Raw genomic sequence first — 26,199 nt, forward strand, 5'->3', positions numbered from 1 at the left:
AGGTATTCCTCCTAAAATTTAGTAGCCAATGCCATGATACTCTCCTGTGTAGCATCGTCTTTTGATACTTCACCGGTGATCTCACCATTGCACATAACGATTATTCTGTCAGACATTCCAATAAGTTCAGGCATCTCGGAAGAAATCATTATGATGCCCTTTCCCTGCTTTGCCAGGTTTATCATTATCTGGTATATTTCATATTTTGCACCTACGTCAATACCTCTTGTAGGCTCATCCATTATCAGCACATCAGGGTTGTTTGCAAGCCATCTTGCTATAATAACCTTTTGCTGATTACCTCCTGACAAAGACTGTATTAATGTCTTATTACTTGGAGTCTTTATACTTAGCTTGCTTACATTTTCATCTACGACCTGTTTGATTTTACCGTCATCCAATGCAATACCTGCTACAAGATAATTATTGAGTGAAGAAATAGCAACATTGTCAGCTATTGAAAGGCATCCGAGTATTCCTGTTCCTCTTCTGTCCTCTGTAATCATACCAAGTCCGTCTTTTATAGCATCTCTTGGTCTTGCTATATTCTGCTCTTTGCCCTTCATGTATACTTTTCCGGATTTTACACTTCTAAGTCCAAATATGGCTTCCATAAGTTCACTTCTACCTGCACCCACAAGTCCGCCAAATCCGAGTATCTCACCTTTTCTAAGTTCAAATGAGCAGTTTCTGAATATATTTTCATGTATACTTGTAAGGCCGTCGACCTTAAGTATAACTTCACCTTTTTCTAAGTCATCCTTTGGCGGATAGATATTTGAAAGCTCTCTACCAACCATTTGTCTTATGATTTCACCGTCGCTGATATCTTTTACTTCCCATGTACCCACATAGGTTCCGTCTCTCATTATGGTGATATCATCGGCAATCTCTCTTATCTCCGCCATCTTATGTGAGATATATATAAGAGATACACCTTTTTCTTTTAATTCTCTTATTATTTTAAATAATCCGCTTACTTCATTTTCAGTAAGTGATGATGTAGGCTCATCCAAAATGATGATCTTTGCTCCCATCGAAACAGCTTTTGCTATTTCTACAGACTGCATCTGTGATATAGATAATGTCTGCAATAATGCATTGGGATTTACATTAAGTTTTACTTCTTTTAGCCATTTGGTAGCTTCATTTTCCATCTTCTTATGGTCTATTACTTTTAGAGGGCCTATATTTATTGTAGGATATCTGCCCAAAAACATATTTTCGGCAATAGATCTTGCAGGTACAGGCTGTAACTCCTGATGAACCATTGCCAATCCCTTATGAAGTGCATCATCAGGGTTTAATATATTCATTTTTTCTCCGTCTACATAGACCTCGCCGGTATCCATTGTATATATTCCGAACAGACATTTCATAAGTGTAGACTTGCCTGCTCCGTTTTCACCCATAAGAGCATGTACGCTGCCCGGTCTGACATTAAGATGGATATTGTCCAGTGCTTTTACACCGGGGAAACTTTTAGAGACCCCTTTCATTTCCAATCTGTACTCTGACATCCATTGCTCCTTTCAAAAATCGGGTGTGCACCGGCACACCCGAAAGATGTTTACTTAAGTTAATTTTTGATTATTTTACAAGCTCTAAGATCTCTGCTGCGTTGTCCTTTGTAACCTTTACATAGTCTACAGGAATCTTTGTGTCAACCTTCTCACCACCGGCAAATGATACAGCTGCCTTTGCTGCTGCCTGTGCCTGGCTGATGAAATCGTTAAATACTGTACCTGTCATCTTGCCTTCTGAAACGTTCTGAACTGCCTCTGCAAGTGCATCAACACCTACGATATAGATATCTTCGCCAACTTTTCTTCCTGCTGCATTGATAGCCTGAAGTGCACCAAGTGCCATAGCATCATTGTTACAGAAGATAACTTCGATGTCGTTTCCATACTGTGTAAGAGCATCCTGTGCAATCTGCTGTCCCTTAGCCTGATCCCAGTCACCTCTCTGAATTAAGAGCTGCTCAGCCTTTAATCCGCTCTTCTCTGTAAGAGCCTTAACTGAATACTCTGTTCTGTACTGTGCGTCAATATTCTCAGGATCACCCTGGATCATGATGTACTTAACTGTTCCGTCACCATTGATGTCACCCTTATTGTCAAGTTCTGCAATTTCCTCACCCTGGAATGTTCCTGACTGACGAGCATCTGCACCTACATATGTTGCACTTATACCGTCTGCTGCCCATCTTGACTCCTCTGTCTCATCAGGCTCACGGTTGATGTATACTACAGGGATTCCTGCTTCCTTAGCAAGATCTGTAACTGTTGGAGCTGAAGATGACTGTACAAGGTTAAGAATCATAACGTCAACCTTAGTTGCGATAAAGTTGTTAATCTGGTTTGTCTGCTCTGCCTGATCGTTCTTACCGTCCTGAACTACTACGTTCTCTTTTGGAATACCAACTTCCTCTGTAAGATATCTAACAAGCTCGTTACGATATAATGTCATAAAGTTATCATCAAACTTATAAATTGAGATACCTACTTTGATATCCTTTGCATCCTTACCTGTAGCTGCAACTGCCTCTGAAACACTCTCAGCCGCCTTGCTTTCTTCCTTTGACTCTGTAGCTGCTGCTGTTGTCTCTGCCGGCTTACTTCCACTTCCACATGCTGCTAATGAAAGAGCACACACAGATGCTACTGATACTGCTAAAACTTTTTTGAACAATTTCATTGTTTTTCCTCCCTTAGGTTTGTTCGTTTATTTGTAAGCTTATTTTAATATTACTTACGATTATTTTACAGAGAATATTTTTACTCTTTTTATTGATTTTTTTTCGCAGCTGTAAACAGGAAAATTTTCCATAAAAAAAGTGTGAAAAATGAATAATCACTTTTCACACTTTATTTTTATTCTTTGTTTGCAGGTGTTATTTCCATATTTCTGAGATTATTTAATATAGTGGCATTCAGCGGAATACTTACACCCATAGGATTTATAAGGAATCCGTCACATTCAGGTGTCATAGGGAAGTTTATAAGGTGCTTAGCCTCTATTATTGTTTTCTTTACATTTGCATCACCCGGCATTTTATCAAACTCTATATTGTCTGTAAATATAGGTATCATATTTCCGCCATTATCACTTATCCTTAACATAAGCATCTGCATCTGTGTTTCTCCGTCTACCTGTGCCTCTCTAACCGGTACAAGGAATCTTGCCTTTAAAATATTTACAAGCATCTCCTCTTCCAATTCACGAATCTCAGGTGTATTCGGATTATCAAGGTTTGCTCTTATCTCTTGTCCGAAATAGAGCATTGTAAGCTGTAATGATCTGTTCTCTACAGGTCTTTTTTCAGGTGGTAACTCGCTAAAATCCGAGAGTTTCACTATTTCTTCAAGTTGAATTATAAATTCATTACCCTGATAATTGTACTTGATAGCATTCACACCGGCTATTGCCATATGTGTAAAGGCTCTCAAAATACCTTCCTGATTAAGTTCCAATACAGTATTCTTCTGCTTATTGGCTGCCAACTCTGCCGATTTTTTCAAAGCATTTTCTTTTTCATCAAATAAAAACGCCACATCATCAAAACTCTCATCATCACAATAAACAAATGGCAGTCTGGTAAAGTCCGACTGAATTAAATATAGATTTACTGCCTTTGGAATACTTGCAAGTACTTCTCTTCTCTCCATTTTTATCTCCAAAAATTTTATTTGTTTTGAAACTACTATATACTCTTTGACTATCAAAGTCAAATTAATAATATCTTTACAAAAATTTATGGTTGAACAAGCTGCTCTTTTGCACCCTCTGAATAAACTATAGAGTAATCTGAAAGTATAAAATAACCATAGGTATCAGATATACTGTTAAGAAGCTTTACACCATCTTCGACTCCCAGTGAAAAGCATGTAGTTGAAAGTGCATCCGCTTCTGTTGATGATTTTGTAAGTATGCTTACTTCCACAAGCCCGTTATCATACGGATAACCTGTTTTCGGGTCCAGAATATGATGATAGTTTTTACCGTCTATAACAAAATGTCTCTCATAAACACCTGATGAAACAACCGATTCATCATCTACTGTAAGTAAAGCGACCGTTTCATTTCTGTCTGCATAAGGTTTTTGAAGACCTATTGTAAAGTTGTCACCATTTGGCTTTTTACCCACACATAAAACATTTCCACCCAGATTTATAATAGCACTGTCAACTCCTTTACTCAAAAGATATTCCTTTGTCTTATCAGCTATATATCCCTTTGCAATCGAACCGAGATCTATTCTTGTATCATCTGAAGTAAACTTTACTGTATTTCCATCCACACTTACTCTTGTATAGTCCACTTTAGGAAGTGCCTCTTTAATACTTTCCTCACTTGGAAGCTCAGGCTCCTCTGCATTAAAATCCCATAATTCCTTCAAAGGTTCTGTGGTAATATCAAATGCACCATTTGATATTTTACTGTAATACAATGCCTTATCTATAAGATAAGCAAGTTCATCACTTACCTCCACACTCATTGTACCCTTTTCCCTGTGGTTTAATTTATACAACTCTGCATATTCGCTTGTTGCGGAAAATATGCTCTCATAGTTTCTTATAAACTGCATTGACTCTTTTAATACATTCTCATCTCCTCCATTATATATGGATACAGTGATAAATGTATCAAGTGCAAATGTAGTATCTGTCAAAGGCTCGTCACCTTTGTTCTTATCTATTGAAAAGTCAAAATTATTGGCTATAGACTTAGAATTTGTACGTTTCCCTAAAATTGCAATTATCAGTAGCACAAAAACAACTACAGCAATAGCTATTATATTTTTTTTATTAAATTGTTTCAAAATATACTCCTACTAAATTTCCCATTTTTTTGCCAAATCATTTATCTGATCTGCAAACTTAGCCAGATCCTTGTTGGCTCCATGTTTATTTTCTTTTATGATTTTTAAGAGTCTCTCTCCTGCACCGAGGAGTCTTAAATAAACGCTGCTTTCCGGCTCCTTTACTTCCTTAACCGCAACAGCAACTCCCTTAGTCTGCTTTATCCACTCTCCTCTTATAAGATCAAAAACAGATCCCGAAAAAGGTGCGAATGAATTTATTCCGTATTTACTTTTCAGTTCATTTGAAAAGTTTTCGCATACTTTATCATCACCATGCACTATAAATACTACCTTCGGCTTTTCTTCAAAAGCTGTTACCCATTTTATAAGTCCGTTTTTATCGGCATGTGAACTTATACTCTTTAAAGTTTCAATATGTGCGTTTACGGAAATATTTTCTCCAAACAATCTCACCTCTGAAACATTATCCTGAAGAGTTCTTCCCAAAGTTCCAAAAGCCTGATATCCGGCAAATACCACGCTGCATTCACTTCTCCATAAATTATGCTTTAGATGATGTCTGATTCTTCCTGCATCACACATACCTGAAGCTGATATTATAACCTTTGGTGATTTATCAATATTTATGGCCATTGACTCATCACTGCTTACAGTCATTTTCAGATTTGGGAAAGCTATCGGGTTTATACCGTTTTCAACAAGCACCTTAGTTTCCTCATCATAACATTCAAGTAAGTTGTCTTTAAATACATTGGTTGCCTCTATTGCAAGAGGACTGTCTACATATACAGGGAAGTTTGGAAAATTCTTCACAAGATTGTTCTGCTTTATCTGTCTCATAAAATAAAGCAACTCCTGTGTTCTTCCGACTGCAAATGCAGGTATTACCACATTTCCGCCTCTTTCAAATGTTTCCTCCAGAATTCTTGCCAGATCCGACACATGATCCGCGCCTTCCTCATGATATCTGTCACCATAGGTTGATTCCATCAAAACGTAGTCGGCATCCTTTATATACTCCGGATCTCTGATTAAAGGCTTATTGAAATTACCGATATCACCTGAAAATACTATTTTTCTGCTTTCATTTCCTTCTTTAAGCCAAACTTCTATTGATGCAGAACCCAGAATATGTCCTGCATCTATAAATCTGATACTTATATTTTCATCGATGTCTATTTTTTTATTATATTCAACGCCTCTAAAGAGTTTAATACTTGCTTCAACATCGGAAAGTTCATATAATGCTGCTTCCTTTTGTCTGCCTGCTCTTTCAGCTTTCCTGTTTTTCCACTTTAACTCTTCAGCCTGTATATGCGCACAGTCTCGAAGCATTATGGTACAAAGTTCCATTGTGGCATTTGATGAGTATATCTCTCCCTTAAATCCTCTTGCTACAAGCTGTGGAATCATGCCTGTATGATCGATATGAGCATGTGTCACAAAAAGATAGTCAATTTCTGCAGGCGAAACAGGCAACGGTGCATTTTCATACACATTTATTCCCTGCTCCATACCATAATCTACTAAAAACTTTTTCTCCCCGACTTCAACATAATGACAGCTTCCTGTAACCTCGTGATCTGCACCTATAAATTCCAGTTTCATATTTTTCCCCTTTAATTAAACAACTGAGCATGTGAGTTATCAGAGCCTAACTCTATTATAACTATACAAAATATTTTTCGTCAACTTAAAATTATTATATATAACCTCTTCAAGACTTGGCTTTCTTTTTCTTCTGGTTATCTCAAACAGACATAATTTTGTGATATCTATTGCTACCGTATTTAATCTGTCCTCTTTAAGATGTTCTTTCATCGTATGATATATCAAATCTATTTCGGATTTATCCGTGGTATTTATTAAATCTATAATTATAATACCCGAAATATTTCTAAGTCTTAGCTGCCTTGCAGTCTCTTTTATTGCTTCAAGGTTTGTATTTAATTTGATTATTTCGGCTTCTTTTTTTCGTACATTTTTTCCGGTATTTACATCAACCACTGTAAGAGCTTCCGTGGATTCTATATAAAGATAGCCTCCATCCTTTAACCATACCTTTTTGCTTAATGAATCACTAAAAAGAGTATCTATGGAATAAAGCTTATTTAAACTTATCATATTATCTTCATAGAATCTGACTCTGCCAAGCATATCTTCGCGCTCTTCTTTAAAAAATTCAACTATTCCTTCGTATATATCCTTGATATCCGTTACTATATCAAACTCAGCATATTTTAATCTGTCTTTAACAATATCTATATAGTCTTTAGAGCCTGCATAAAGCATTGCAGGTGCCTTTATATAGTTTTTCTTTGCAAGAATTTGATCAAGCACTTCACAATCAGAAATATTTGCAATCGCACCCGGCAGTTTATTTTTAATAGGAAGCTTTGAAATCTTTATTACAATATCATCACCCTCGTGTAGAACCGTATGCTCTTTTTCATCGGCAAATATAAGATGCTTAAGTTCAGCCATATCCAAATATACAATTTGACGTTTTGAATTATACTCAATCTCTACAAAGGCGGCATTTATATTTTGAGCGATTTTTTTCACCTTACCTATATGAATGCTGCCAAGTAAAGAAGTATCCTCGATATACTCTATCTCGTTTGCCCTATTCTCATCATATGATATTGCAAAATTTTTATTCTTATAGCTTGTGATAAGAAGCTTAGATAATTTCACAGCCGTATTCATCAAGGGCCTTCCCTTCATCCGTATACATATCTAATCTATATAAATAATATTCATTCTTTTTAGCTGCCGATAATCCTTCTTCATATAAAAATTCCATAACTGCGGCAGGCTTTATATTATTTGTACTTCCCTGTGATAGATGCATGTATACACCGTTTTTTATAGCTTCAAGCTTATATATAAAAGGCTTTATATCTACAACTGAAGTTGTTTCCACCTCTACAAACTTTCCAAACTGATTTTTCTTTTTCTTTTTTGATACCTTGGTCAGTAATATAGACTCTTTTGACATAAGCTTTTCTATAGCGGCATTAATGTCTGTTTCTTTTACTTCGGTTTTAAATTCCGCCTTGAAATCGGCTGTATCCATCAAAGCCATAGCCGGTTTGGAATTATCGGGAATCTGTAAAAACTTGGTAACCTTCATTCCGGTGCACATCATCTCATTGAGCCTTCTTATTGCTTCTTGAGATGAAATATGACTATCTTCCTTTAACTCTATATCCATATATTCACCAAGTCCCGATACACCCATACTAAGGGGAGCACCAAATGACATTATCTGATGAGGTGAAAATCCTTCACTGTATTTTATAGGAATGTCCGCCCTTCTCATAGCTTTTTGAAAATATCTCATTATATCCAAATGGCCTATAAAACGCATTTGCTCGGTTTTTTCAAACTTAATTCTTACCTTCAAAGCAAACACCTCCATTATATTTTCTTGCACCGCAACCTAAACACTGCTGTCTGCAGTTTGGTGAGATCTTATCTTCATGTGCTGTTTTCCACTCTCTGATAAGGAATTCCTTTGTAACTCCTGAATCTATAAAATCCCAAGGGAACAGCTCATCAAGATCTCTTTCTCTTAATGTATAAAAGCTTGGATCTATACCGCTTTGCTCGTATGCTTTAAGCCAATATTCCATATTAAACTGATCCGACCATGAATCATACATTGCACCGTTTTTATAAGCATTAACTATGACATCCGCAATTTTTCTGTCACCTCTTGCCATAAGTCCCTCAAGAAGTGTTACCTCGGCATCATGGTACTGATACTTCATACTCTTTTGGTTTAACTGCTCTCTGAAAGTATCCTTTACAAGATGTGCTCTTCTAAGGTACTCCTCCTCAGTTTCCATCTTCGCCCACTGGAAAGGTGTAAAAGGCTTCGGCACAAAGAAAGATGAACTTGCGGTAATAGATACCTTACCTATTCTTTGATCCTTTGGAATAGAGTAATAATTTTCAGCTATTTTTTCACAAAGCAAAGGTATTCCTTTAATATCCTCATCAGTTTCTGTAGGAAGTCCAAGCATAAAATAAAGCTTTACTTTATTCCATCCTCCTTTAAATGCCTCCATAGAACCGCTTAATATATCTTCCTCTGTAATTCCCTTATTTATAACATCTCTCAGTCTTTGTGTTCCGGCCTCAGGCGCAAATGTCAAAGAACTCTTTTTTACATCCTGAACCTTACTCATTACATCCAGTGAAAATGCATCAATTCGCAAAGAAGGCAAAGATATATTGATTCCTCTATCCTTTGTATATTCCAAAAGGAAATCAAGAAGTTTATCAAGCTGACTGTAATCACTTGAGCTGAGTGAACTGAGTGAAATTTCTTCCGCTCCTGTAATATCAAGCATTGTTTTTGCATAATTTATAAGGTAATCAAGGGAATGTTCTCTTTGCGGTCTGTATACATTTCCCGCCTGACAGAATCTGCATCCTCTGATACATCCTCTCATTATCTCAAGTACCACTCTGTCTTGTGTGACCTTAATAAAAGGAACTACAGGCTTTGAAAGATATGATACTGTATCCATATTTTGGACAACAACTCGATGTACAACACTTGGAACATCCTCATATTTAGGTGTAAATGAAGCTATAGTACCGTCTTCTTTATAACTCACATCATAGAACTCAGGTACATACATACCTTCAAGTTTTGCCGCTTTTCTTAAAAACTCATGCTTTGAAAGATTTTCACTTTTGCACTCCTTATAAAGGTCAAGCAACTTGTCATAAACCACTTCACCCTCACCTATATAGAATATATCAAAGAAAGGTGCCAAAGACTCCGGATTATAAGAGCATGGTCCGCCACCTATCACTATAGGATATTCCTCTCCTCTATCTTTTGAATACATCGGAATCTGTGAAAGCTCTAAAATCTGTAAAATATTTGTATAGCACATCTCATACTGTAAGGTAATACCTAAAATATCGGCATCCTTTACATTTTCCTGACTCTCCAGAGAAAACAGCGGGATATTCTTTTCTCTGAGTATCTTATCAAGGTCTACCCATGGTGAAAATAATCTCTCACAGAATGTGTCTTCTCTTTTATTTAACATGTCATATAAAATCTGCATTCCTATATGACTCATTCCTATCTCATAGACATCAGGAAAACACATAATAAATCTGATATCTACATCCTCTAATCTTTTATCTCTTGAATTTAACTCACCGCCGATATATCTTGCCGGCTTGTCTACGCTAAGCAGTATATCATCGCTTAGTGCCAATTTTCTCATATATTCCTCTTTCTAATTTTAAACTGCATTATTTAATTCATAATAGAAGCCCTTCATCTCCATAAGCTCATTATGATTTCCCTGTTCTATTATATGACCGTCTTTAAGTACCAAAATCACATCTGCATTTTTTATGGTTGAAAGTCTGTGAGCAACTACAAAACTTGTTCTACCTGTCATCATCTTATCAAATGCCTTACTTATTCTTGCTTCAGTCATTGTATCTATACTTGAGGTAGCCTCATCAAGTATAAGCATAGGTGGAAGTACAAGCATAATTCTTGCAATACATAGAAGCTGCCTTTGTCCGGCCGAAAGGTTTTCACCACCTTCGGTTACTATTGTATCATATCCGTCAGGTAATCTTTTTATAAAGCTGTCTGCATACGCTTCCTTGGCTGCCGCCTCTATCTCTTCAAATGTAGCATCAGGTTTTCCGAATGCAATATTATCCCTTATTGAAGCATTCTTTAACCATGTCTCCTGCAAAACCATACCGAAGTTTTCTCTGATCGATTTTCTTGTAATATCATTGATATTCTTGCCCTCTATCTTAACAGAGCCGCTGTCTATATCATAAAAACGCATCAAAAGATTTATAATAGTGGATTTTCCGCTTCCTGTAGGTCCCACTATTGCAATTCTCTGTCCGGCTTTTACATCAAGGTTAAGATCCTCGATAAGTTTCTTTGATTTATCATACGAAAAGTAAACATGTGATATTTCCACATTTCCGTCTACATTTTCAATCTTATTATTTACATCCTTATCAGGAAGTATCTCTTCTTCATCTATAAGTGCAAATACCCTTGCGGCACAGGCAAATGAATTTTGAAGTTCAGTAACAACTCCAGATATTTCATTAAAAGGCTTTGTATATTGAGTAGCATAACTGAGTACCGAAGTAAGCTGTCCAACACTCATTTTTCCTGTAATTGCAAGCAATGCTCCTGAAATTGCAACACCTGCATACACTAAAGAGTTTACAAATCTTGTAGCAGGAAATGCTATAGCCGAAATAAATATAGCATTTTGACTTGCAACCCTGAGCGCCTCATCGGATTCTCTAAACTCGTTTTCTATCTTCTTCTCCATGTTGAAGTTTTTCACAGTTCCAAGTCCTGCAATCATTTCATCCACTATACCGGTCATCCTTGCTCTTCTTTCCGATTGTGACTTGAAATGCTTGTAAGTATTCTTTGCAATAAGCCCTGCAACCAACATTGCAAGCGGTGTAACAAGAAGAACTACCAATGTAACATATACATTTATTTTAAACAATATGATAATAGTCAGTATAATAGTCAGTATTCCTGTAAAAAACTGAGCAAATCCCATCAGAAGTCCTTCGGAAAACTGATCCACATCATTTATAACTCTGTTTATTATCTCTCCATGACTTGTAGAATCCACATATGATATAGGCAGTTTCATTATCTTGGCAAATGCCTGATTTCTGATATCTCTTACCATATGATATGCAACTCCGTTATTTATAGCGGTCATACACCACTGAGCTACAGCTGTAATACACATTATAATTATCATTGTAAAAATAATTTTTATAAGCTTTTCAAAGTCTACATTTCCCTTTGAAACAATTGTATCCACAGCTCTACCTGTAAGTATCGGAAGATATAGAGTTGTAAGCACGATGACCACAGCAAGTATCAGACTGACAAACATCCTGAATCTGTACGGATGCAGCAGGTTTAAAATTCTTTTTAAAGTATTTTTATTTTTCTTCATTTTAATCCTCCTCCGTCATTATCTGTGAACTGTATATTTCCTTGTAGATAGGATTATTCTCCAAAAGTTCTTCATGAGTACCGATACCCACAATTTTTCCGTCATCCAGTACTATTATTCTGTCGGCACTTTTTATTGAAACTATTCTTTGGCTGACTATAAAAGTTGTAATATTTTTTATCTCCTTAATTGCCCTTCTGAGTCTTGAATCAGTGGCATAGTCAAGTGCTGAAGATGAATCGTCAAGTATAAGTATTCCCGCTCTTTTCACAAGACTTCTTGCAATGGAAAGCCTCTGTTTTTGACCTCCGGAAAAATTATTTCCATACATTGCAACTTCAGAATCAAGCTTGCCTTCTTTGGAATTGATTACATCCGTAGCCTGAGCGATATCTGCGGCTTTATACAATTCTTCATCAGTTGCACTCTCATCTCCCCAAAGCAGATTGTTTCTTATATTTCCTCTAAAAAGTCTTGACTTTTGCTCAACCAAAGCCACATTTTTTCTTAGAGAATCTAAAGTGTATTCCTTTATATCTTTACCCGCAATTTTTATACTGCCTCTGCTTATATCATAAAATCTTGGAATTAAATTTATAAGAGAGCTCTTTCCTGAACCCGTACCTCCGATTATTCCTATGGTTTCTCCCTTTCTTACAGAGAATGTTATATCTGAAATCGCCTCCTCCTTTGATTTAGGATATGCAAATCCCACGTTTTCAAAAGTTATTATATCTCCGTCAAAACCATTTAAGACAAGCTCTCTGTTACCGCCATTTATCGAAGATTTAATATCAAATATTTCATTTATTCTCTTTGCGCATGCACTTGCCTTTGCTAAAAGTATTATGAGATTTGCAAACTTCACAAGCTCAACAAGAATTTGTGACATGTAATTTATAAGAGCAACTACCTGACCGGTAGTGAGATTACCTATATTTACCTGTATACCTCCTGCCTGAAGTATGGCTACTATACCTAAGTTAACTACAACATAAGTAAGAGGATTTAAAAGTGCGGATATATTTCCCACCCTTACCTGATCTTTGTAGAGATCCTCTGTCGCAATATCATATTCACCGACTTCACTTCTTTCTTTTGAAAAGGCGCGAATCACTCTGATACCTGTAAGATTTTCTCCTGTTTTTCCAAGTACCTTATCAAGCTTTATTTGTACATTTCTATAGAGTCCTATACTCTTGGACATTATGAGTGAAACTATTATTGATAATATTAATATTACAATAAATGCAATCAGTGACATTTTAGCATCTATATTAAAAGACATTATAAATGCACCTGCAACTATAAATGGCGACCTCAAAACCAATCTGAAAAATCTGTTTACACCGTTTTGTACCTGGTCACTGTCATTTGTTATTCTGGTTACCAAAGTTTCTCTTCCAAGTATATCAGTTTCCGCATGTGAAAACTGTAAAATATGGGCAAACAAATCATCTCTAAGTTTTGTTCCAAAACCGGTTGCAGCCTTTGCACTGAAATACTGTGCAACTATAGCTGATGTAAGCCCTATTACAGCTAATGTTACAAGCAGGATTCCCATCTTTATAATATAATTTGAATCTTTATTTCCTATTCCGATATCAATAATCTTTGCTATAACAAGCGGTACCAAAAGTTCAAATGCCGCCTCCAAAAATTTAAATAATGGTGCAAGAACAGACTCAACTTTATAATCTTTTAAATATCTAACCAGTCTAAGCATAATCCTCCTATCTGTTTGCATACAATTTCTTTATGATAATGCTTTTTTAATAGATTGTCAAAGTAAAAGGCATATATTTATAATGTGTTTTTCATTATAAATATATGCCTGAAATTTATCCCATCAAAGATGATACAAAATACCATACAAGCACTATAAGTCCAAGACCGATTCTGTAGTAACCGAAGAATTTAAAATCATTTTTCTTTATCCAGTTCAATAAGAAACTTATAGAGAAAACAGATACCACAAATGCAACTATCATTCCAAGTAAAAGATATACAACTTCCGCTGCAGTATAGTGAAAACCGAATTTAACCAGTTTCAAAAGGCTTGCACCGAACATTATCGGTATACTTAAGAAAAAAGAAAACTCAGCCGATACGGCTCTTGAAGCTCCTAAAATCATGCCGCCTATAATAGTCGCCCCTGACCTTGATGTTCCCGGTATAAGTGCAAGCACCTGAAAGAATCCTATAAATAAAGCGGTCTGATAATCTATTGCATGAACGCTTCTGATACTGTCAATCCTCTTTTTATTGGAATTTTCTATCATAATAAATAAAATACCATATATAATCAGTGCCATAGATACCACAAATCCGTTATAGAGATGTGCATCCAGCCAGTCATCAATTAAAAACCCAAGCATAGCAGCCGGCAAACATGCAATAATAATCTTCTTCCACAATTCAATGGTAAGTCTTCTCATCTTTGAACTTTTACCCCTGCTGAACGGATTCAGCTTTTTAAAATATAAAACCACAACAGCCAAAATGGCACCAAGCTGTATAACCACCATAAACATTGATTTAAATTCTGTGCTTGCATTAAGTCTGATAAGCTCATCAATCAAAATCATATGACCTGTGGAACTTATAGGCAACCATTCTGTTATACCCTCTACAATACCGATAATTATGACCTTGAGTATCTCCAGTATATTCATACTAATCCTTTCCATATTTATCTTCTAAATATTCTCTATCTGCCAATCAATCGGCGATATATTATTCTTTATCAAAAATTCATTTGCTTTTGAAAAATGTTTACATCCGAAAAAACCTCTATATGCGGAAAGCGGACTTGGATGCACAGTCTTTAATACCAAATGCTTAGGGTTATTCAGCATCTTAGCTTTTGATATTGCGGCACTTCCCCATAACATAAACACAATAGGTCTGTCCGTATCATTTATAATATTTATTATCGCATCTGTAAAATTCTCCCAGCCCTTTCCCTGATGTGAAAAGGCTTTATGAGCTCTTACTGTCAGTATGGTATTAAGTAAAAGCACGCCCTGATTAGTCCATTTTAACAAATTTCCGTTATTAGGTATATATGTACCTACATCATCATGAAGTTCTTTATATATATTTACAAGAGATGGCGGAATTTTCTTTTGAGACTTAGGTACTGAAAAAGATAAACCATGTGCCTGATTTTCTCCATGATAAGGGTCCTGTCCCAAAATCACTACTTTAATATTTGATAAAGGTGTAAGGTGTAATGCCTCAAATATCTTATCTGCCGGTGGAAATACAGTATGTGTACTGTACTCCTCTTTTACAAATTCATACAAACTTCTGTAGTATGGTTTTTTAAACTCTCCGCTAAGTACTTCCTTCCACTCTCCGGTCAATTCACTCATATAGAATACCCCGATTACTTCGTTTTTTAAAGTATATAGTTTATTCTATCATAGCTAATTGTCCTATACAAGGTTTTAAATAATGTCAATTATGCTAATTTAATGTTAAACAAATAAAATTTATTAACTTCTATGAAGTTAGTCTTACCTATTTACAAGCAATATACTTTGCTTTATAATTATTTTGCAGCAGTAAATTGTATGCATTTTAATATTAATGTATTTACTTTCAATAAAGGAGAATTATGAAGGATATTAAAAGAATACTGGAGCTTAATCTTGCTCTGTATAAAAAATATGATATTCCCATAGCCAATTTGGAAGAATTTGTTTTTGGATTCAAATGGGCAATGGCTATTGATAATAATAAAAAAATAAGTTTTGCACTTAGGATAGGAAAAGAAAAGCCTATAGCTGAATATGAGTCTATCATAAGAGAGCTTATAGGCAAGCCTTTAGATCAATGTATTGTTGAACTTTTACTTAAGGAAGATGAGACACTTCGTACTATACTTGTAGTGCTAAGCAATTTGATGAGCAAACCTTTAAACACCGTCGAGCTTCTAAAAGACAGAGGTATTGAACGTAGCGAAGGTCTTAATTTTAAATATGATGTAAAGGATATGAAGGTAGGGCTTATAGGATATGGTGTTTATATCAGATTTTTCCTTAACAAATGTAAGGAATTTCACGCCTTTGATCTACTGCCTGAAAAGCAGATTTTAAGCTATCATATATCAAAGGACAGTACGGAAGTCTATCCGAAAAATATTTATTTCCATCTTGGTGAAGATGCTCTAAAGCACACAGATGTACTTAAAGATCTGGATGTAATTATTATGTCAGGTTCTACACTTGTAAATAACTCCTATCTTGATATATTAAATGCCTGCACCAAAGCAAAAATAAAAGGAATATACGGTCCAAGCAGTGAACTGTCACCGGACTATCTGTTTGAATCAGGTTTCAATTATATTTTCAGTATGAACGCGAAAGACTCTAAGACATATCTTGACTGTTCATTTGCCGCCATTCCAAACTTTGAGACATTTGAAGTTATGGATCTTTATGAATTAAAAAAGGTAAATTAAACCCGAAAACACCCCGGATAACTTAATATTCGGGGTGTTTTTATATCCGGTTTTATGTATTACCGCTTTCAAGACAGCCTATTACAGACTTTTTATAGTCCAAAAACTCTTTTGTAAGCTTAAAAGAATTATCTCTTACTGAGGTTTCTATTTTTATCTCCGTTTTTATACCTCCGTCTCCAAGAATATAAATTCTGTCCGACAGAAGTATCGCTTCATCCACATCATGAGTTATAAATATAGTGGAAGTATTATATTTTCTTCTCATATTCATATACCAGTCATGCATCTCATCCTTTGTAATGGCATCCAGTGCAGAAAAAGGCTCATCGAGTAAAGAAACATCTTTTGAAAAAAGGTGTGTCCTTATAAGTGCAATCCTTTGCCTCATACCTCCTGAGAGTTCTTTAGGATATTTCTTTGCATAGGCATCCAGCTTAAACTCTTTTAACATTTCATTTGCCTTTACCAATGCATTCGATTTCTTTTGTTTTTTTATAAAAAGAGGAAGTGCCACATTCTCTTCTATCGTCATATAAGGCAGCAAAAGGTCTTTTTGAAATGAATAGCTTATAATACCTGATTTACCTGTGATATCCTCTCCTCTATATATTACCTTTCCTACATCCGGCTTTAATAGGCCTGCTATTATATTAAATAAAGTGCTCTTTCCGCTTCCGCTTACTCCAAGAAGCGAAACCAGTTCATTATCCCTCAGCTCAAGATTTATATTTGAAATAATTTCCCTTTCATCATATCCGAAGCTTACATTTCTTACTTCTAAAATAACCTCACTATTTTGTGATGAATTCATTATCAAGTCCCGCTCCCTCATCTATAGGGTTTTCTAAAAGATTGTTCTCATTAAGCCATTTGTAAAATTCTCCCCATCTGTCTGCATCAATATATCCCCATGGTGTACCTTCGTCGATGTATTGAGCCGACAAATACTCCTGAGATGCCATTGCAAGATTTTTATCTATCTCCGGTGCATACTTTAAGAGTATTTCCACAGACTCCTTCGGATTTCCTGCAGCAAACTCGTATCCTTTTTTTGTAGCCTCAAGAAAGCTCTTAACTGTATCCTTATCATTTTTTATCATATCATCATTTGTGAAAATTACAGGTGTATAATAGTCAAATGTAGGATTTATATCTTTGAAAGCAAAATAATCAAATTCAAAGCCCTTGACATTGGCTGCGATACCTGCCCATCCATAATATACCCAGATAGCATCTACCTGTTTACTGCTTAGTGCAGATACCTCATCAGTAACTGTTGAGGGTATGAGATTTACCTTACTGAAATCTCCCCCGTCCTTTTCAACTACATTTTTTAACATAGCTTTTTCTATCGGCATATCCCATGTCGCATAATTTTTACCTTCAAGTCCCTTAGGTGATGTAATACCGTCATTCTTTCTTGACATTATTCCTGAAGTATTATGCTGTGTTATAGCTGCAACCGCCTTTATAGGAAGAGCATTATCTCCGGAAAGCGCTCCTGCCATAGTATCTTGAAATGATACTCCAAAGTTTGCCTTTCCGCTTGCAACAAGTACTTCCGCACCGTCCTCAGGTGGCTGAACTATTTCAAGCTCAATTCCTGCATCCTTATAGTATCCCTTTTCCATTGCAACATAAAATCCTGTATGATTGGTATTCGGCGTCCAATCAAGTACCAAAGTCAGCTTTTTACTGTCTGTTTCCGTAGATTTTTTACTACCACAGGCAGTACTTCCCAAAGCCAAAGCACCTACGCTTAATGCAACAAACAAATTCTTAATTACTTTTTTCATGTTTCTCCTCCCATGGCATGGAGATTTTCTGTAATAAATCCACTGCCTTTAATAATAATAAACTAAGTATAGATATAATAATTATCACTGCAAACATCTTGTCAAAGGCATATGCCTTTCTTACCCTTGTCATATATACGCCAAGGCCTCTAAATCCACCAAGCCATTCCGATATCACGCCTCCTACTACCGAGTATGATGCCGAAATTCTCAAGGCCGCAAAAAACTTTCCCATAGATGAAGGCAGCTTTATAAATTTATAAATATCAAATTCACTTGCACCCATGGACTTTAATAGGTTTATCTCATCTTTGTCAGTACTTTTAAAGCCTTCAAGTACACCTATCGTAATAGGAAAAAAGGTTACAAGTACTATCAGTATAATTTTAGGCAAAAGATCATATCCGAACCATAATACCAAAAGCGGTGCTATGGCTATTGTAGGAATTGTTTGACTGATTATAATAATCGGATAAAATGTTTTATAAAGTTTTGAAAATCTGTCCATCAACAATGCAAATAATAACCCCAGCATCACTCCTACTGTCAGTCCAAGCATACTTTCAAGCAATGTATATAAAAGATGATACATAAGCAATGAAAAATCTCCTGTCAATGCCCTTACTATCTGCATCGGTGAAGGCATAAGATATGACGGTATTACTTGTAGGCTGCAAAGCATCTGCCAGATTAACAAGAATAAAATACCAAATCCGATCGGGTATATACTGTCTCTTTTATTTTTCATCTGTATGGTGTTTTGTCACCTTTCTGTCTATTGTAAGCAAGTCTCCGTCAGGTTTAAAGCTTACTTTAATATAAGACATTACCCCGGGTGCACCTGCCCTTATCGCCACATGTTGACATTCCTTTACTATATCCATAAGTTTGTCATAATCACCCTCAATGGTAGTTTCAAAAGGACCGACATAATATTTTAAACCTGTGCTCTTTATATATGCTATTACCTCATCAACAATTCTCACTATTTCTTCATTGTCATATACTTCAGGTAATGTCTGTATAGCTACACTCGCATTCATATTTACCTCCAAAAAAAAGACTGCTCTACGGCAGTCTTTTTCTTTCCTACGCCGGCATTACCCGGATCAGGTTATGGGTTAAGGTAAAAACCTCTCTCAGCCGTATTAGCACCCCTTCAAATATTTACTTTGATTATAATACGAATCCAAAAAAATTCAATCAAATTTTTTTTATAAAAAATAAAAACTTTTAGTTGACAGATTAGAGCTTAACTGATATAGTATCAAAGTACCTTACAGAGGGGAATAGTTCAATGGTAGAGCAACGGTCTCCAAAACCGTAAATGGGGGTTCGAGCCCCTCTTCCCCTGCTTTAAATCTCGAGGTGTGGCTCAGTTTGGTGGAGTGCAGCGTTCGGGACGCTGAGGTCGCAAGTTCGAATCTTGTCACCTCGATTTTTATAAGGCCAATTGGTCAAGCGGCTAAGACGGCGCCCTCTCACGGCGCAAACCCGGGTTCGATTCCCGGATTGGTCATCAAAAAGTAAATATCCCGTTATAGGGCCAATTGGTCAAGCGGCTAAGACGGCGCCCTCTCACGGCGCAAACCCGGGTTCGATTCCCGGATTGGTCATTAAAGGAAGAGTAAAGCTCTTCCTTTATTCATATACAAGCTTGTGTAGCACAGTTGGTAGTGCAACTCATTCGTAATGAGTAGGTCGTCGGTTCGAGTCCGATCGCGAGCTTAAAAAAGCTGCCAAAAGGCAGCTTTTTTACATTTCCACTTCTATTCCGTCTCTCCAGATTCTGTCAAGATCATAGAAAGCTCTGTCTTCTCTAAGGAAAATATGAACAACAATATCCCTATAATCAAGCAACATCCATGTTGCATTCTTATTTCCTTCTATAGCATGCGGAACAATTCCTTCTCTACCCAAAATAAAATCAATCTCGTCAGATATAGCCTGAACCTGATTTACATTATTTGCACTGGCTATTATAAAATAATCCGCTACAGAACTTACTTTTGTTATATCAATAACCTTGATATCTTCACCTTTTTTATCGTCAATTATATTATAAATCTTTTTTACAATTTCTTTTATTTCCATCTACACCTCTTCATCTCTCAATTCATATGTAAATTTATCTATATACATATCCTGACCGCTCAAATACTCAATGGTCGAATTTGCAATTCTTCCTATCGCTTTTGTTATATCCTCAAATGCAAGTTTTCTTATCTCATCAAGACCCGGTAATTGTTTTCTGTTAGGCTCTATATAATCTGCAACAAATACAATTTTTTCCAACATACTCATATCTTTTTTACCTGTTGTATGCCATCTTACAGCTGACAAGATATCTTTATCTTCTATATTATAGTTTTTCATTACCAAAAAAGGTGCATATATTGCATGTAGGATTTGCGGCGCTTTATCTGACACCAAAGCAACATAAGATTTATCGGTATAAGGATCAATAAATCCGTCCATATCCTCTTTAAGCTTTGAAACCTTCTCTCCTTTGGCTACATCATGCAAAACACCTGCAAGTTCCGCCTTCACAATATCCTCTCCATAGCGCATAGCCAAAGCAGCCGATGTATAAGCCACTCCAAGAGTATGCTCATATCTTTTTTTCGACAATTTTTCTTTCAAATCAGCCTTTATAAGGTCTATATTTTCTCGACTAAAATCAAACATATATTTTATTCTCTTTTATATATCTGCAAACATCCTCAGGAACATACTTTGTAATACTTTCTCCGGCTCCGGACAATTCCCTTATATGAGTTGAAGAAATATCAATATCCATAGTATCCAAAAAGTAAATACCTTTAATCTCATATTTACTTTTCAGATGCTCAAAATGCTTTTTCAAGGTAAGATTTTCATTGCTGTAATCCCTTGATGCCACTATCAATTTTACTATCTTTAATATAATATCCGGATTTTTCCAGGTTTCTATCTCATAAAACGAATCCGCACCCATAATAAAGTAAAATTCATCATCAATATACTTACTTTGAAGCTTTTCCAGAGTATTGAAAGTGTAGGAATTACCTTCTAAAGTATTTTCAAAATCCGAACAATAAAGTCCGTCTTGTCCCTGTATTGCCAATTCAATCATAGATTTTCTAAGTGAAAATTCACTTATCTTTTTACCGAGCTTATGTGGCGGTGTCTTTGCAGGCATAAACCACACTTCATCAAGATTACATAACTCTTTTGCTCCCTCTGCCAGTATCAAATGCCCGAAATGTATCGGATCGAATGTACCTCCAAGAATACCAATCTTCTTCATATTATTTCGGAAGATTTATCTTTCTGTTCTTAGGCTCATCAGCCTGTTTATAAAGTACTATCTTCTTTCCTATGACCTGCACAACCTCACTTCTTGTAAGCTTTGCAATTTCAGCCGCAATTATTTTAGGATCGTCGGCACAATTTTTCAAAACAGATATCTTTATTAACTCTCTGGGCTCCATAGCCTCTGCAATAGCTGCCGCATTCTCCTCTGTAAGAGAAGCTTTACCTATTTGCATTATAGGGTCAAGGTTCATAGCCAGTCCCTTTAAATATGCTCTTTGTCTACTATTCATTTTTCTCCTATTTACTTATAATAGTCAAACTCATGGCCATACATACGAACAGTATTTCCATCAACTATTCCTGCCTCTTCCAGTTTTTCTAAAACACCTGATGTCTTTAAGAATTTCTGGAAGAAATCAAATCCCTTTTCAGAATCCAGATTTGTATATCCAAGCATCTTTTCAATTCTTGGACCTTCTACCACAAATACTCCGTCTTCGTCAATCTCAACTGTAAACGGAAGATTCTTATCGCTTGAATAATCTACTTCAAACTCTTTCTCAAAAACTTTAACAGTTCTGTCGATTGTACTTAAAACATTTACCAGTTCATAGAGAAGCTCCTGTATACCTTTTCCACTTACACCCGATATAGGGAAGACCTTAATGTCAGGGAAAGCCTCCTTTATTCTCTCTATTTGACTGTTTTCTTCGTCATAGATTGCATCTATTTTATTTGCGGCAATAAGCTGCGGTCTTTCAAGAAGACTCTCATCATAACTCTTAAGCTCATTCATGATGGTTTTTATATCCTCTACCGGATCTCTGCCCTCAGTAGAAGCCGCATCTACTACATGCACAAGCACCTTGGTTCTCTCAATGTGCCTAAGAAAGTCATGTCCGAGACCTACACCTTCACTGGCACCCTCTATAAGTCCGGGGATATCCGCCATAACAAAGCCGCCTGCTCCCTTTACATCTACCACTCCCAGATGTGGGTCGAGAGTAGTGAAGTGATAGTTTGCTATCTTCGGCTTTGCATTACTTACTCTTGAAAGAAGTGTAGACTTACCTACATTAGGGAATCCTACAAGACCGACATCTGCTATAACTTTCAGCTCCAAGAGAACAAACATCTCTTTTCCGGGCTGACCGGGCTTTGCAAACTTAGGTACCTGCATGGTAGCTGTGGCAAAATTCATATTACCAAAACCACCCTTACCTCCTCTAAGAATAACCTCTCTCTTATTTTCACCTGACATATCGGCAATTACCTTGCCGGTTTCAAAGTCCTTTATTACCGTACCCTCAGGTACCTTAAGCGTCAGACTCTTGGCATCAGCACCATGGCATTTTCTCTTACCACCCGGCTCACCGTCTCCCGCCACATATTTTCTCTTCATTCTAAAATCGGTGAGTGTATTCAGACCTTCATCCACTTCAAAAATGATATCTCCGCCTTTTCCACCGTCACCACCGTCCGGACCGCCGGCAGCCACAAACAGCTCTCTTCTAAAGCTTACATGTCCATCTCCGCCCTTGCCCGACTTTATAAAAATTTTTGCACTATCAGCAAACATAAATACCTCTTTGTATTAAAGAAGGCCTCATACATCTGTATGAAGCCTCCTGTCTCAACTCTTATTCAGCAATAGCTCTTGGGTAAACAGAAACCTGCTTTTTGTCTCTGCCCTTTCTTTCAAAACGAACTACACCATCAACTGTAGCGAACAAAGTATCATCACCACCACGACCTACATTAAGTCCCGGATGAATCTTTGTACCTCTCTGTCTGTATAGTATATTTCCAGCTAAAACAAACTGTCCGTCTGCTCTCTTAGCACCAAGTCTTTTTGACTCAGAGTCACGACCGTTCTTTGTAGATCCAACTCCCTTTTTATGAGCGAAAAGCTGAAGGTTCATTTTTAACATTTACTTGACCTCCTGTAAATTAATCTTGATAAAATCTCTGTACTCTTCTCCTATATCCATAAGACCAAGAATACATGAATCCAGTAATAGTCCCGATTTTTCACTTCTATCATGCAAAACCAAAGAAAAGAAGCCGTCATCAGAATCGACCGTAAAGTCGTCATCACAAAAATGTTCAATAGAATTCGCCAAGTTCAGTGTAAGCACTGAAACCGCCGCACATACTATATCCCTACCTTCTTCATCAAAGTTTGCATGTCCCAAAACTTTCAAACCGGTGTATTTGCCATTTTTAGCAAATGCAATAACGTCAATCATAAAGATTATGCATTAATCTTTTCAATCTTAACTTCTGTAAACTGCTGTCTGTGACCGTTCTTCTTGTGGTGACCTTTTTTAGGCTTGTACTTGTATACAATAACCTTCTTAGCCTTGCCCTCTTTAAGAACAGATGCACTAACACTTGCTCCTGTTACAGTAGGTGTTCCAACTTTAAGTTCTCCATCGTTTAGTGCAAGAACCTGATCAAATGTAACAGCCTCACCGTCTGCTTTTCCAAGTTTCTCTACTCTAATGATATCTCCTTCAGAAACCTTATACTGCTTACCACCTGTAGCAATAATTGCGTACATAAGGATACCTCCTATTATCATTACTCGCCAAAATTGGTGCCTGAAACAGGCTTGAAACCAACATTGAGCGGCATACCTACTAAGTATACACTAAAAATATAGTGATTGTCAATCAATATATTTACTTTCACTTTCATTTAATATTGTCTCTGCCTGCTTTGTTGCATCCTTATCTACATCAGATTTATTTGTAACCTTATTTATAAGTTCAGGAATCATATCAATGATTTTAGTGAATGCATCCTGATTTTTTATATTCACAACCTTTGTTCTTCCGTCTTGAATAATAAGCATTGCACTTGGTGTTATCTTGGCACTCATTCCGCCGCCGCCCTTTGACTTTGAAGTTTCTTCAAATGTACCTGTCGCCATTCCACAACTTACATCAACCAAAGGTATTATTGTAGTATCACCTACAACAATAGGCTCTCCCACTACAGTCTTTGTTGTAAGAAAAGTGTTCATACCGTTAAATATAGCTTCGGCATTATCAAAAAATCGACTGTTCTTCTCCATCTTTACCCTTTCTATCATAAAACATAATATATGTAAATTTATAAACTCTCTTAAAGTCTTCATTATACCACATATTTATAATAATATCACCATACTTAGTTTACATTTATTTCCGGATTTGATATGATAGTATCAATTCCTAGTTATACACTAGGTATTAAATTAAGTAAAACTGATGATTTTGCTCAAACTCCAAAGGCTTTCAACTTAAATAAATCATCAGATTATATAGAAAAGAGGAATCAAATGAAAATTTCTACTAGAGGTAGATACGCTTTAAAAATGATGGTTGAGTTTGCAATAAACTCCGATACACCTACAAAAATAAATCAGGTATCCAAATCATATGGAATTTCAGAAAAATATTTGGAACAGATCGTCTCCATACTTTCCAAAGCAAAACTTGTGAAAAGTATCCGAGGAGCTCAAGGAGGATATTTGCTTATCAAGCCTGTCGAGGAATATACTGTAGGTGAAATACTGAGACTTACAGAGGGCTCACTCTCTCCGGTTGACTGTCTTGACGGTAACGGTTCCTGTGTGCATTCAGACTTTTGTGTAACACAGAATCTTTTTAAAAAAGTTGAAGATGCTATTAACAATGTAGTTGACAACATATCGCTGCAAGACCTTGTTGATGATGAACTTGATATAAGAAAAAGAGAAAAAGAACTTGAGTTGATTGATAAAAACGGTTGTCATAAAATCACATAAAAGTGATCTATGGCAACCGTTTCAATTTTTAAAAACAACACTGCCGGACATATTATCCATATAGAATCAAATATAAAATGTAATTTCCTTCTCATATAACACCTCAATATTTTATTTGATTAAAAACATATAAAACGAAATCACTGAAAATATCCCCGACAGTATTATTGTAACAATCCTCGCCGCCCTAAATTTTATCCTTCCGGTTAAAATATTTGAAAATACCATTGTCCCGAATATTCCAAACACCATCATGAAAATAATGAATTCAAAAGCTTTATCACTTAATTTAACAATATCGGTAGAGCTGTTTAATGCAAGCAATATAATACAAATGCACCAAACCGCTACAAATATACAAGACAATATCCTCTTCATATCTTCTCCTTAATCGTATTCGGCTCTATTATTATATCATTTATAAATCATATATTCCACCTTTGTTACTACAGGGTATTTGTAATAAAATAAAAGGCATGGCGCCTTGCATCACCATGCCTTTTATTTTACTCTAACATTTTTTATCACTCTAAAAATTCTAACCCTTGCGTAAGTATATCACTCTAACTATATTATATCACTCCAACTATATAACACACTCTACAATCACTCTTAAAACACTCCTGAATATCACTCAGCCTTTACTATATCACTGTAACAATCACTCTAAAACAAAACATTGATATTATGAAAAGTTTGACTTCTCAAACATTTCTTGGCTTTGACAATTATGATTATAGCAGTAAATATAGGTTTTTTATAAAAAAAGTATAAACTGCGGTTTTTGAGGTATAAACTGCAGTTTATTTATCTGTTTTTATTTTTAACGTAAAAAAGCTATCTAAACGATAGCTTTTTTACTGTGATTTGTGATCTCCTATATACTCCAAACAAATTCACTCCAGATTGGATGGAACCCCTGTATCACTCTTTAACATCTGATTTCTCTAACAATTGCCATTATACACGAATTTCTATATAATCTATATAAAAGGTATAAAATACGG

Annotated in this window: 28 protein-coding genes, 5 tRNA genes and 1 riboswitch; of the genes, 7 read left to right on the plus strand and 26 right to left on the minus strand. The window is 36.0% G+C overall.

Annotated features, from left to right (window positions below; translation table 11 throughout):
- Nucleotides 1–11: 11 nt before the first annotated feature.
- The 12 genes from HMPREF1140_RS08565 to ung form a co-directional block, all read right to left on the minus strand.
- Complete coding sequence (locus HMPREF1140_RS08565) at nucleotides 12–1,520, minus strand: sugar ABC transporter ATP-binding protein (RefSeq protein ID WP_009663454.1); 1,509 nt, start codon at nucleotides 1,518–1,520, stop codon at nucleotides 12–14.
- 70 nt (nucleotides 1,521–1,590) lie between these two features.
- Complete coding sequence (locus HMPREF1140_RS08570; RefSeq protein ID WP_009663458.1) at nucleotides 1,591–2,700, minus strand: galactose ABC transporter substrate-binding protein; 1,110 nt, start codon at nucleotides 2,698–2,700, stop codon at nucleotides 1,591–1,593.
- Nucleotides 2,701–2,876: 176 nt separating this feature from the next.
- Complete coding sequence (locus tag HMPREF1140_RS08575; RefSeq protein ID WP_009663446.1) at nucleotides 2,877–3,671, minus strand: SseB family protein; 795 nt, start codon at nucleotides 3,669–3,671, stop codon at nucleotides 2,877–2,879.
- A gap of 86 nt (nucleotides 3,672–3,757) precedes the next feature.
- The gene (locus HMPREF1140_RS08580) at nucleotides 3,758–4,825 is read right to left on the minus strand and encodes an FAD:protein FMN transferase (protein WP_009663466.1); all 1,068 of its coding nucleotides are present in this window, start codon (nucleotides 4,823–4,825) and stop codon (nucleotides 3,758–3,760) included.
- Nucleotides 4,826–4,837: 12 nt separating this feature from the next.
- Nucleotides 4,838–6,436 carry an MBL fold metallo-hydrolase RNA specificity domain-containing protein gene (locus HMPREF1140_RS08585; protein ID WP_009663535.1) on the minus strand — a complete coding sequence of 533 codons (1,599 nt, stop codon included), beginning with the start codon at nucleotides 6,434–6,436 and terminating at the stop codon, nucleotides 4,838–4,840.
- A gap of 39 nt (nucleotides 6,437–6,475) precedes the next feature.
- Entirely contained in the window at nucleotides 6,476–7,537 is a 1,062-nt protein-coding gene (locus HMPREF1140_RS08590; protein WP_009663474.1) for a ribonuclease E/G, read from the minus strand.
- Nucleotides 7,512–8,246, minus strand: coding sequence for a TIGR03936 family radical SAM-associated protein (locus tag HMPREF1140_RS08595; RefSeq protein ID WP_035620217.1), 735 nt, complete (start codon nucleotides 8,244–8,246; stop codon nucleotides 7,512–7,514). The genes HMPREF1140_RS08590 and HMPREF1140_RS08595 overlap by 26 nt, the downstream gene beginning before the upstream one ends.
- The gene (locus tag HMPREF1140_RS08600; protein WP_009663443.1) at nucleotides 8,221–10,086 is read right to left on the minus strand and encodes a TIGR03960 family B12-binding radical SAM protein; all 1,866 of its coding nucleotides are present in this window, start codon (nucleotides 10,084–10,086) and stop codon (nucleotides 8,221–8,223) included. The genes HMPREF1140_RS08595 and HMPREF1140_RS08600 overlap by 26 nt, the downstream gene beginning before the upstream one ends.
- Nucleotides 10,087–10,104: 18 nt before the next feature.
- Nucleotides 10,105–11,835 (minus strand): ABC transporter ATP-binding protein, encoded by a 1,731-nt coding sequence (locus HMPREF1140_RS08605; RefSeq protein WP_009663515.1) that lies wholly within the window; start codon nucleotides 11,833–11,835, stop codon nucleotides 10,105–10,107.
- Between the two features lies 1 nt (nucleotide 11,836).
- Nucleotides 11,837–13,561, minus strand: coding sequence for an ABC transporter ATP-binding protein (locus HMPREF1140_RS08610; protein ID WP_009663440.1), 1,725 nt, complete (start codon nucleotides 13,559–13,561; stop codon nucleotides 11,837–11,839).
- Between the two features lie 115 nt (nucleotides 13,562–13,676).
- Nucleotides 13,677–14,510 carry an undecaprenyl-diphosphate phosphatase gene (locus HMPREF1140_RS08615; protein WP_009663523.1) on the minus strand — a complete coding sequence of 278 codons (834 nt, stop codon included), beginning with the start codon at nucleotides 14,508–14,510 and terminating at the stop codon, nucleotides 13,677–13,679.
- 24 nt (nucleotides 14,511–14,534) lie between these two features.
- Nucleotides 14,535–15,212, minus strand: coding sequence for a uracil-DNA glycosylase (gene ung / locus HMPREF1140_RS08620; RefSeq protein ID WP_009663492.1), 678 nt, complete (start codon nucleotides 15,210–15,212; stop codon nucleotides 14,535–14,537).
- Between the two features lie 245 nt (nucleotides 15,213–15,457).
- Between ung and HMPREF1140_RS08625 the strand changes: the two genes are divergently transcribed.
- Complete coding sequence (locus HMPREF1140_RS08625; RefSeq protein ID WP_009663497.1) at nucleotides 15,458–16,303, plus strand: Rossmann-like domain-containing protein; 846 nt, start codon at nucleotides 15,458–15,460, stop codon at nucleotides 16,301–16,303.
- A 52-nt stretch (nucleotides 16,304–16,355) separates the two neighbouring features.
- On the opposite strand, the gene HMPREF1140_RS08630 is transcribed toward HMPREF1140_RS08625, so the two are convergent.
- From HMPREF1140_RS08630 to HMPREF1140_RS08645, 4 genes are read right to left on the minus strand one after another with little or no spacing between them, the layout of a single operon-like run.
- Complete coding sequence (locus tag HMPREF1140_RS08630) at nucleotides 16,356–17,117, minus strand: ABC transporter ATP-binding protein (RefSeq protein ID WP_009663499.1); 762 nt, start codon at nucleotides 17,115–17,117, stop codon at nucleotides 16,356–16,358.
- The gene (locus HMPREF1140_RS08635; protein WP_009663473.1) at nucleotides 17,098–18,102 is read right to left on the minus strand and encodes an ABC transporter substrate-binding protein; all 1,005 of its coding nucleotides are present in this window, start codon (nucleotides 18,100–18,102) and stop codon (nucleotides 17,098–17,100) included. The genes HMPREF1140_RS08630 and HMPREF1140_RS08635 overlap by 20 nt, the downstream gene beginning before the upstream one ends.
- Complete coding sequence (locus tag HMPREF1140_RS08640; protein WP_035620194.1) at nucleotides 18,086–18,850, minus strand: ABC transporter permease; 765 nt, start codon at nucleotides 18,848–18,850, stop codon at nucleotides 18,086–18,088. Before HMPREF1140_RS08640 ends, HMPREF1140_RS08635 begins: the two co-directional genes overlap by 17 nt.
- The gene (locus HMPREF1140_RS08645) at nucleotides 18,840–19,145 is read right to left on the minus strand and encodes a thiamine-binding protein (protein ID WP_009663519.1); all 306 of its coding nucleotides are present in this window, start codon (nucleotides 19,143–19,145) and stop codon (nucleotides 18,840–18,842) included. The genes HMPREF1140_RS08640 and HMPREF1140_RS08645 overlap by 11 nt, the downstream gene beginning before the upstream one ends.
- 26 nt (nucleotides 19,146–19,171) lie before the next feature.
- Nucleotides 19,172–19,271, minus strand: a riboswitch (TPP riboswitch).
- Nucleotides 19,272–19,385: 114 nt separating this feature from the next.
- Between HMPREF1140_RS08645 and HMPREF1140_RS08650 the strand changes: the two genes are divergently transcribed.
- The 5 genes from HMPREF1140_RS08650 to HMPREF1140_RS08670 all read left to right on the plus strand — a co-directional run bounded on the left by HMPREF1140_RS08650 (nucleotide 19,386) and on the right by HMPREF1140_RS08670 (nucleotide 19,830).
- Nucleotides 19,386–19,456, plus strand: a tRNA-Trp gene (locus HMPREF1140_RS08650).
- A 10-nt stretch (nucleotides 19,457–19,466) separates the two neighbouring features.
- Nucleotides 19,467–19,540 (plus strand) — tRNA-Pro (locus HMPREF1140_RS08655).
- A 9-nt stretch (nucleotides 19,541–19,549) separates the two neighbouring features.
- Nucleotides 19,550–19,621: transfer RNA gene (locus tag HMPREF1140_RS08660), tRNA-Glu, on the plus strand.
- 25 nt (nucleotides 19,622–19,646) lie between these two features.
- Nucleotides 19,647–19,718: transfer RNA gene (locus tag HMPREF1140_RS08665), tRNA-Glu, on the plus strand.
- A 39-nt stretch (nucleotides 19,719–19,757) separates the two neighbouring features.
- Nucleotides 19,758–19,830, plus strand: a tRNA-Thr gene (locus HMPREF1140_RS08670).
- Between the two features lie 27 nt (nucleotides 19,831–19,857).
- Here HMPREF1140_RS08670 and rsfS read toward each other — a convergent pair.
- The 9 genes from rsfS to HMPREF1140_RS08715 all read right to left on the minus strand — a co-directional run bounded on the left by rsfS (nucleotide 19,858) and on the right by HMPREF1140_RS08715 (nucleotide 24,478).
- Nucleotides 19,858–20,196 carry a ribosome silencing factor gene (rsfS, locus tag HMPREF1140_RS08675; RefSeq protein ID WP_007592288.1) on the minus strand — a complete coding sequence of 113 codons (339 nt, stop codon included), beginning with the start codon at nucleotides 20,194–20,196 and terminating at the stop codon, nucleotides 19,858–19,860.
- Nucleotides 20,197–20,790 (minus strand): bis(5'-nucleosyl)-tetraphosphatase (symmetrical) YqeK, encoded by a 594-nt coding sequence (yqeK, locus tag HMPREF1140_RS08680; protein ID WP_009663437.1) that lies wholly within the window; start codon nucleotides 20,788–20,790, stop codon nucleotides 20,197–20,199. It abuts the gene before it with no gap.
- On the minus strand, nucleotides 20,783–21,391 hold the full coding sequence (gene nadD, locus HMPREF1140_RS08685) for a nicotinate-nucleotide adenylyltransferase (RefSeq protein ID WP_009663477.1): 609 nt from the start codon (nucleotides 21,389–21,391) through the stop codon (nucleotides 20,783–20,785). Before nadD ends, yqeK begins: the two co-directional genes overlap by 8 nt.
- A 1-nt stretch (nucleotide 21,392) precedes the next feature.
- A complete protein-coding gene (gene yhbY, locus HMPREF1140_RS08690; protein ID WP_009663480.1) occupies nucleotides 21,393–21,689 on the minus strand; it encodes a ribosome assembly RNA-binding protein YhbY in 297 nt (98 codons plus the stop codon).
- A gap of 11 nt (nucleotides 21,690–21,700) precedes the next feature.
- A complete protein-coding gene (gene obgE, locus HMPREF1140_RS08695; RefSeq protein ID WP_009663503.1) occupies nucleotides 21,701–22,978 on the minus strand; it encodes a GTPase ObgE in 1,278 nt (425 codons plus the stop codon).
- A gap of 61 nt (nucleotides 22,979–23,039) precedes the next feature.
- Nucleotides 23,040–23,330, minus strand: a complete 291-nt coding sequence (rpmA, locus tag HMPREF1140_RS08700) for a 50S ribosomal protein L27 (protein ID WP_007592297.1) — start codon at nucleotides 23,328–23,330, stop codon at nucleotides 23,040–23,042.
- Complete coding sequence (locus HMPREF1140_RS08705; RefSeq protein WP_009663463.1) at nucleotides 23,331–23,648, minus strand: ribosomal-processing cysteine protease Prp; 318 nt, start codon at nucleotides 23,646–23,648, stop codon at nucleotides 23,331–23,333.
- A 5-nt stretch (nucleotides 23,649–23,653) separates the two neighbouring features.
- Nucleotides 23,654–23,962, minus strand: a complete 309-nt coding sequence (rplU, locus tag HMPREF1140_RS08710; protein ID WP_007592302.1) for a 50S ribosomal protein L21 — start codon at nucleotides 23,960–23,962, stop codon at nucleotides 23,654–23,656.
- A gap of 108 nt (nucleotides 23,963–24,070) precedes the next feature.
- A complete protein-coding gene (locus tag HMPREF1140_RS08715; protein WP_035620219.1) occupies nucleotides 24,071–24,478 on the minus strand; it encodes a GerW family sporulation protein in 408 nt (135 codons plus the stop codon).
- A 246-nt stretch (nucleotides 24,479–24,724) separates the two neighbouring features.
- Between HMPREF1140_RS08715 and HMPREF1140_RS08720 the strand changes: the two genes are divergently transcribed.
- Nucleotides 24,725–25,192 carry an RrF2 family transcriptional regulator gene (locus tag HMPREF1140_RS08720; protein ID WP_009663486.1) on the plus strand — a complete coding sequence of 156 codons (468 nt, stop codon included), beginning with the start codon at nucleotides 24,725–24,727 and terminating at the stop codon, nucleotides 25,190–25,192.
- Nucleotides 25,193–25,303: 111 nt separating this feature from the next.
- Here HMPREF1140_RS08720 and HMPREF1140_RS08725 read toward each other — a convergent pair whose 3' ends face one another.
- Nucleotides 25,304–25,570, minus strand: coding sequence for a hypothetical protein (locus tag HMPREF1140_RS08725; protein ID WP_009663520.1), 267 nt, complete (start codon nucleotides 25,568–25,570; stop codon nucleotides 25,304–25,306).
- Nucleotides 25,571–26,199: the final 629 nt, after the last annotated feature.

This window comes from Lachnoanaerobaculum sp. ICM7, from assembly GCF_000287675.1.
Classification (GTDB): Bacteria; Bacillota; Clostridia; order Lachnospirales; family Lachnospiraceae; genus Lachnoanaerobaculum.